The 6,062-nt window shown below is 40.4% G+C and carries 7 protein-coding genes; 1 reads left to right on the forward strand and 6 read right to left on the reverse strand.

Annotated elements, in window-relative coordinates; genetic code table 11:
* Positions 1–42: 42 nt before the first annotated feature.
* The 4 genes from LZF95_RS19640 to LZF95_RS19655 all read right to left on the reverse strand — a co-directional run bounded on the left by LZF95_RS19640 (position 43) and on the right by LZF95_RS19655 (position 2,839).
* Positions 43–513 (reverse strand): hypothetical protein, encoded by a 471-nt coding sequence (locus LZF95_RS19640; RefSeq protein WP_233756745.1) that lies wholly within the window; start codon positions 511–513, stop codon positions 43–45.
* 41 nt (positions 514–554) lie between these two features.
* Positions 555–1,889 carry a radical SAM protein gene (locus tag LZF95_RS19645; RefSeq protein ID WP_233756746.1) on the reverse strand — a complete coding sequence of 445 codons (1,335 nt, stop codon included), beginning with the start codon at positions 1,887–1,889 and terminating at the stop codon, positions 555–557.
* A 119-nt stretch (positions 1,890–2,008) separates the two neighbouring features.
* On the reverse strand, positions 2,009–2,161 hold the full coding sequence (locus LZF95_RS19650) for a hypothetical protein (RefSeq protein ID WP_233756754.1): 153 nt from the start codon (positions 2,159–2,161) through the stop codon (positions 2,009–2,011).
* A 12-nt stretch (positions 2,162–2,173) separates the two neighbouring features.
* On the reverse strand, positions 2,174–2,839 hold the full coding sequence (locus LZF95_RS19655; RefSeq protein WP_233756755.1) for a recombinase family protein: 666 nt from the start codon (positions 2,837–2,839) through the stop codon (positions 2,174–2,176).
* A 236-nt stretch (positions 2,840–3,075) separates the two neighbouring features.
* Between LZF95_RS19655 and LZF95_RS19660 the strand changes: the two genes are divergently transcribed.
* Positions 3,076–4,089, forward strand: a complete 1,014-nt coding sequence (locus tag LZF95_RS19660) for a GNAT family N-acetyltransferase (protein ID WP_233756757.1) — start codon at positions 3,076–3,078, stop codon at positions 4,087–4,089.
* A gap of 100 nt (positions 4,090–4,189) precedes the next feature.
* Here the strand turns inward: LZF95_RS19660 and LZF95_RS19665 are convergent, their stop codons facing one another.
* Together LZF95_RS19665 and LZF95_RS19670 are read right to left on the reverse strand one after the other, a co-directional pair.
* Positions 4,190–5,527, reverse strand: a complete 1,338-nt coding sequence (locus LZF95_RS19665) for a tyrosine-type recombinase/integrase (RefSeq protein WP_233756759.1) — start codon at positions 5,525–5,527, stop codon at positions 4,190–4,192.
* A 260-nt stretch (positions 5,528–5,787) separates the two neighbouring features.
* A partial coding sequence (locus tag LZF95_RS19670) for a hypothetical protein (RefSeq protein ID WP_233756761.1) occupies positions 5,788–6,062 on the reverse strand: 275 nt, incomplete at its 5' end.

Here is a 6,062-nt window from a genome sequence, read left to right on the forward strand (position 1 = left end):
GGATCAAAAAACTTGACGTTTATTTTTACTAGGTGCTTGATATTAAACAACATCATGTCTTAAAAACCAGCCAAGGCTTCTTTCTACGACAACTGCATTGTTGTAAATGTCTTTGCCCTTCACCTGCACGGTGATTGGAGCAAGCTGGTTTCGAAGGTCATTTATTTGCTCTTCGGTATCATTTTCTTTGATACGTTTCGAAAATACTTCCAAGTATGCCCCTGCAAGGATGATTTTCTGCTCTGGTGGCGAAAGCGTCACATGTTGAAAGGATCGGGCGCTTAGCGTTAAACAGTCGGCTAAATGGGGATGATTTACTCCATCCTTGAGATAATGGATCGACTGGACAATTAAAGGCCCCACACCGTTATTTTGAATTCGGACGGCCAATTTATCTCTATCAACGAGATCGACTTGAGCCAAAGGCATGAGCGATTTCTCATTGTGTACACGCTGTACATGCAATTGATAAAAAGTAGCAAGCAAGGCCAAAAGTGAAATTGTGAGAGCCAATTTCTCACCGTCCTATATCCAGGAGTTAATGAAAATATTGGCTATACAATCTCATATTTCCGCAGCAAATTCAATCGCTCTTTTGCCTGAAGATCAAAGTACATGGGTATAAAACGATGATAGAGGCTGCATTGTGGGTCTTTACCATTAACCCGATAAATCGGACATCCACTGGTGCAGATAGAGCGGTATCGGCATTTTTTGCAATCGTCTGATCGATCATTCTCAATGTGCTCACCACTTTCAATCATGTCCACCAAGTCCAATTCCTGATTAAATATGGAATGATCGGAAGGGGTGTCCTGTCCGAATTGTACATGACAATACTTGAATGATCCGTCCACATAAATCGCCCCGCCTGAAAACCCAGAAGCACAGGTTTGAAACCCCAATTCGTTGGGCTTGAGGTCACAAAATTGAAACCGCTTGGCAAATGGCCATCCTGCGACTATAGCCCCTTCCATGATACGGTAGGACTCAGACAGATATTGCTCAAGCAATTCTGCATCTATGGCCTCTCCCTTTACGACTGAATAGCGGAAGGGTATGTTCAGATCGACTAGATATTGCGTCAGCTCAGGTAATCCTTCTAAATTTTGATTGCTGACGACCGTTGTCACAGAAACAGAAACTCCTGCATTTTTCAGCTTTCGCAAATTGGCATCGACTACATTAAAGGAACCTTTGCCTGATCGGAATTTACGAGTGGCATCATGGGCGGCTTCTACACCATCTAATGATACGCCAAAGCCGACATTATACTCTTTTGCAAAGCCCAAGATATCATCATTCAGAATGGTCAGGTTAGTTAGAAAACCTATATCCAGTTTGCATCCTGCATCAGCTAAAACAGCTTTCATCTCAGGGATAAAGGATTTCCATACTTTAAACTGTCCCAAGGGTTCACCTCCAGCTAGCCTAAGTTTGATATGGCGTATTCCTTTTGACTTAACAACTTCAGTCAATTTATGAAGAAGCTGTTTTCTTACCTCCTCCTTCATACCTTTGCTTGTGTTCAGCGTAGAGATATAGCAATAACTACATCCCAGATTGCAAGCATCGGTGGTATGTATCCAGAAATTAAGTGATTTAGGACTTGTGGGTCTTTGTGGCATGTTCAAACCATCTTTAAACCTGATGATTTCCGTTTTGCTTAAGAGTAACAGAAATTTTTCAAGTATATCGGTTTGAATACCCAATCTTTCTGAAAGCACATCAAGGTCATCATGATTATTGATCGCTTGAAGAATATCAAACTGGGGTCTGTTCAATACCCGAAGAGAATTCGGGTATGAACAGTTGACCACATAAGCATGCTCCTCATTTATTTGCCGCAAAAGCAAATCAGAGGCCTTGCGAGGTATCAGCGTTTTCATTGTCATGCGTTTCGGAATAGCCAGTACAATCACAGTTTGCGGTTAATCTTGCAATGCTTTCACAATCTCTTCCGATTGTAGTTTCCAAAGCTTGCTCATCATCGAACAAAAGTTCGGTTTCAGTCCGCGTCTTCATCCTCATACAATGCTGTGTAACTTGTGCAATCACAATCGCCAGTTAAAGCAGTAAGGGTTTTACTGTTTTCGCCAAGAGTGTTTTCCAGTTCCATGGCGTCATCAAATAAGAGCTCATTTTCGGTCTGTGTCATCATAAGAAATAGTTTTTAAAGGTTAGAAATTGAATTATGGGTTTCTTTTAATCGGTTCATCAATGCATACACTGTACTGGGGTGCCATCTACCTTCACCACGGAATGTCGGCACATGTTTTTTATTCAGCTCTTTGGCAACCGCTCGGACGGATGTAATACCCCTTGACCGCAGACGGTTTAGCAGAGGGGAAAGCTTTTGGGCAAATTCTTCGGCCGCTTTTCTATTGGCAACTGAAAGGACTTGACTGTTCTTTCCCAAAATCACCCCTCTTTTTTTGGCGGCTTCCAATGCGTCTTTGGTGGTTTCGCTAATTCGTTGTCTTTGCTCTTCCGCCACGGCTGCCAGAATGTGAATGGTGAAACGATTTGCATGCGGATTATCCGCTACAATGATTTCCACTTTTGACTTTACAATTCCTGCGATTTGTTCGACATCCCTTCCTAATCGGTCAAGTCGGGCGACGATCAATGTTGCTTTGTGTAATCGGCAAAGCTCAAGAGCCTGAAACAATCCTTCACGCTGTTTTCGGGTAGATTTAATCTCAATGACTTCTTGCAAAAGTTCATACTCGTTGAGCTTGCAATAGCTTTCCACTGCATTTTGTTGAGCTTCAAGGCCCAAACCGCTACGGCCTTGTCTGGTCGTAGAAACCCGATAATACGCGATAGCCTGTTTCATGTGACAACCCCGCTCTGTTCAGGCGTAAAGGATGGTTTATATTTGAACAGGTAAGTCTTAAAAACCGCTTAGTTCAGGATAAAAAGTGACTGTAAACGAGTGGATTATAGTTTTCGTTCTTTCAAAAATTTGGAAATTCCGTCTAGGGGTTGACGATGGTTTGCTAATGAACAAATCAAATTATTTATTTTTTTAGGGAAAATCTTGAGTTATATTTTCAGTTCAATGAAATCTCTATGATAGAATTATTAAAAGTTGCTTGGGAAAATATTCTAGTTGGATTACTCAGTGCTGGTGTGGTAGGGTTAGTATTGATATTAAAGAAAAAAATTTCAGACATAAGAGCTGAAAAGAAATATCCAGTTGCAGGCAAATATCTAAGTAAGTTTGAAGATGAACTTAATGGAGAGAAGGTGTCAGTAACTGCGCCGGCTACTTTTTTTCAAAAGGGAAAGAAGATTTCAGGCGAAACGTTTTCTGAAAAGGAAAATAGGAAGTGGATATTAGAAGGAGAAATCACACTTGGGGGCCATATTCATGGGGTTTATTTCGCAGAAGATCCTCATGATAAAGGAATTGGAAACTTTTTTCTTTACATTAATCACCAGCGCAAGATGGATGGCTTGTGGTCTGGTTATGATTCTATAAACCAGAAAATTTCTTCTGGCAGATACTCTTTTGTTCCAATAGCAGGCAATATGAAGATCAGGGATATAAAGCAAAATGACCTATCTAAAGTTCTGGAGATTTCAGATCAAGAACTTGGGAAAGAATACTTAGATGAAGATATTTTAACTAAAATATCTTCTGATAGATTTATATTTAGAATTGCCGAAACTGAAGCAAATGGTATAATTGGTTTTTGCTATTCCTATATAACTAGTCCTACTGAATTTATAGAAGACTTTGGGGTTGAAAGCCTTCCTCGTTCTTTAAAATTTTCGGACAGCATTGGCGTGATTAAAACGATTGCGGTATTAGACTCTCAAAAGGGAAAAGGAGTAGGTTCTTCCCTTTTAAGCAATGTGCAAGAAATTTTAAAACAGAGGAATATTCATTCGGTCATTTGTATTGGTTGGAGAAGTGAAGTAGGGGTAAACATTGAGGGGCTAATGAAACTGAACAGATTTATTTTTTTTAAAGAAATAAAAAATTTCTGGACAATTGACAGTAAGGAAAAAGGGTATCTCTGTGTTGATTGTGGAAATCCTTGTAGTTGCTCTGCAATGATTTACTCTAAGGCCCTTTGATATTATTTCAAAGATTGTATTTAAAACACTCCTAAATTTAAAAACTGATCCTGAGGCTAGTTAAATTTTTAGAACGCTTTCAGGATGTCTGTTGTATAAGTTATAACCCGATCACCGCATCCAGCGCATCATCTGCTTCTTTATGAATGAAGTTCGCTTGGTAATTGATCGTTGTTTTCAGATCGGTGTGACGATACAGCTTTTGAAGCATAAGCGGGTGGATTTTGTCTCCTGCAATGTTGCCAAATGAGTGTCGGGCAATATGATTAGACAGGTTCTTTTCAATCCCACATGCTTCCGCAATTCGCTTGAGGTATTTATTTAGCAGTGAGGTGGCATTGCGTAGTTTTACAAACAAGTCTTGTTTGTCGTCAGGATTGGCTTTCTTTAGAAACGGAAACACAAAATCCGAATTTGACTTCTTATCATTTACGTAGCTGGACAAGATTTTTTGTGCCTGTTCAGGGATTTTTAGGCTGACGGGCTTTTCGTTCTTGTTCATCTGGTAGTATAGCCTGCCATCCAAAAAATCAGACCAGCGCATTTCCAATACATCCGATATCCTAACCCCTGCGAAATAAAAAGCGAAGAGCCATACGTTACGGGTATGCCAGATGGCGGTTCCGTCTGCCAAATCCATTTCTTCAATTTTTCGGATTTCCTCCCGTGTTAAACCGATCTTGTTTCCTGATCCGATCCTGATCCTTTCTTTTTCGCCCCCGAATGGATAATTTTTTGTGCCGACCAAGTTTTCCTTGATCGCTTGATTGTACATAGTGCGAATGAAAATCAGTTGATTGGTGACGGTGCGGGTCTTCTGTTCAAGGTATGCTGCGCAGAAACTTTTAAAACGATTAATGAAAGCCATATTGATATCGTCAAATTCAAGACGGATATTTTGTAAGGCATTAAGGTCTTCTTCAGTCTTCAATGTTCCTTTTCGGGATTTCGATACTCTTACTCTTCGCCTTTCCTTGATTTCTTCAATCGCTTTCTGTTTTGGAAGAGCCGTGTTGAAATTCAGAAACTCTTGAATATTGTGCAGAATTGATAATTCCGCATTGGCAACGGAATAAGTGCCTTCCGCATATTTGTTTTTGATCCGCTCACAGGCCAGCTCAAAAAAGGAAACTTTGTTGGTTTCCCGCTTGATCTTCTTTTTGATCTGTACTGAGGATAGATTTTCCTCTTCAAGTTCTGCTTTGTCGTTGACCGCTTCAGCTTCATAGAGTTTTTTTCGGAGAAAGGCGTTCAGTCTTGCCGAATTCTCGTAGGATTTTTTGACCCTGCCATGCTGATCGTCCCAGTCTCTTTCGGGAATATATTTGCCTGTAAAAACATATCGGGTCTTTCGATGTTTGATAATCCGAATAGCTAAGGGGCAAGTGCCGTCTTTTTTCTTTTTATTTGTCCGAAGGACAATCTTGATTGAGGCCATAATGAGGGCGATTTTGTTGCCTTAAGTTACGGAATTCCTGTCAAAAATGGGTACAACATAGGTACAACATTTGGTGGTTTTTCTTGGTTTTATGTGGTTTCATGATTTTCAAAAACATGCTTTAAATGCCATTTAAGGCCTTTTTGGTTCATATGAAACCATACTTAATGAAGCTCATAACCCGAAGGTCACAGGTTCGAGTCCTGTTCCCGCTACTGCGAAGGATACTAGAAATGGTATCCTTTTTTTGTGTTCGGGCTTCAGCTCGACGTGCTCATATCCGCCGCGGCGGACACAGGTTCGAGTCCTGTTCCCGCTACTGCGAAGGATACTAGAAATGGTATCCTTTTTTTCCTGACTTCGACAGTCGTCAGTCCCATTTCATTATAATTAACTGACAAACAGTGCTTTAGTATTTTAGACTTGTCGTTTTGGGTGTCCTGGGGGTGTTTTTGATTACTTTTAGACATGTTTGTCCGCAAGAAACCTAATAAAAGTGGCAAGATCAGTGTACAGGTAATTGAGAAAATCAAGG

Source organism: Algoriphagus sp. AGSA1, from assembly GCF_021390545.1.
In the GTDB taxonomy this organism is placed as follows: Bacteria; Bacteroidota; Bacteroidia; order Cytophagales; family Cyclobacteriaceae; genus Algoriphagus.

What these genes read in the sequence shown, in the direction of transcription:
- LZF95_RS19645 (WP_233756746.1), bottom strand. Translation starts at nt 1,889, where the DNA reads ATGAAAACGCTGATACCTCGCAAGGCCTCTGATTTGCTTTTGCGGCAA.
- LZF95_RS19650 (WP_233756754.1), bottom strand. Translation starts at nt 2,161, where the DNA reads ATGATGACACAGACCGAAAATGAGCTCTTATTTGATGACGCCATGGAA.
- LZF95_RS19655 (WP_233756755.1), bottom strand. Translation starts at nt 2,839, where the DNA reads ATGAAACAGGCTATCGCGTATTATCGGGTTTCTACGACCAGACAAGGC.
- LZF95_RS19660 (WP_233756757.1), top strand. Translation starts at nt 3,076, where the DNA reads ATGATAGAATTATTAAAAGTTGCTTGGGAAAATATTCTAGTTGGATTA.
- LZF95_RS19665 (WP_233756759.1), bottom strand. Translation starts at nt 5,527, where the DNA reads ATGGCCTCAATCAAGATTGTCCTTCGGACAAATAAAAAGAAAAAAGAC.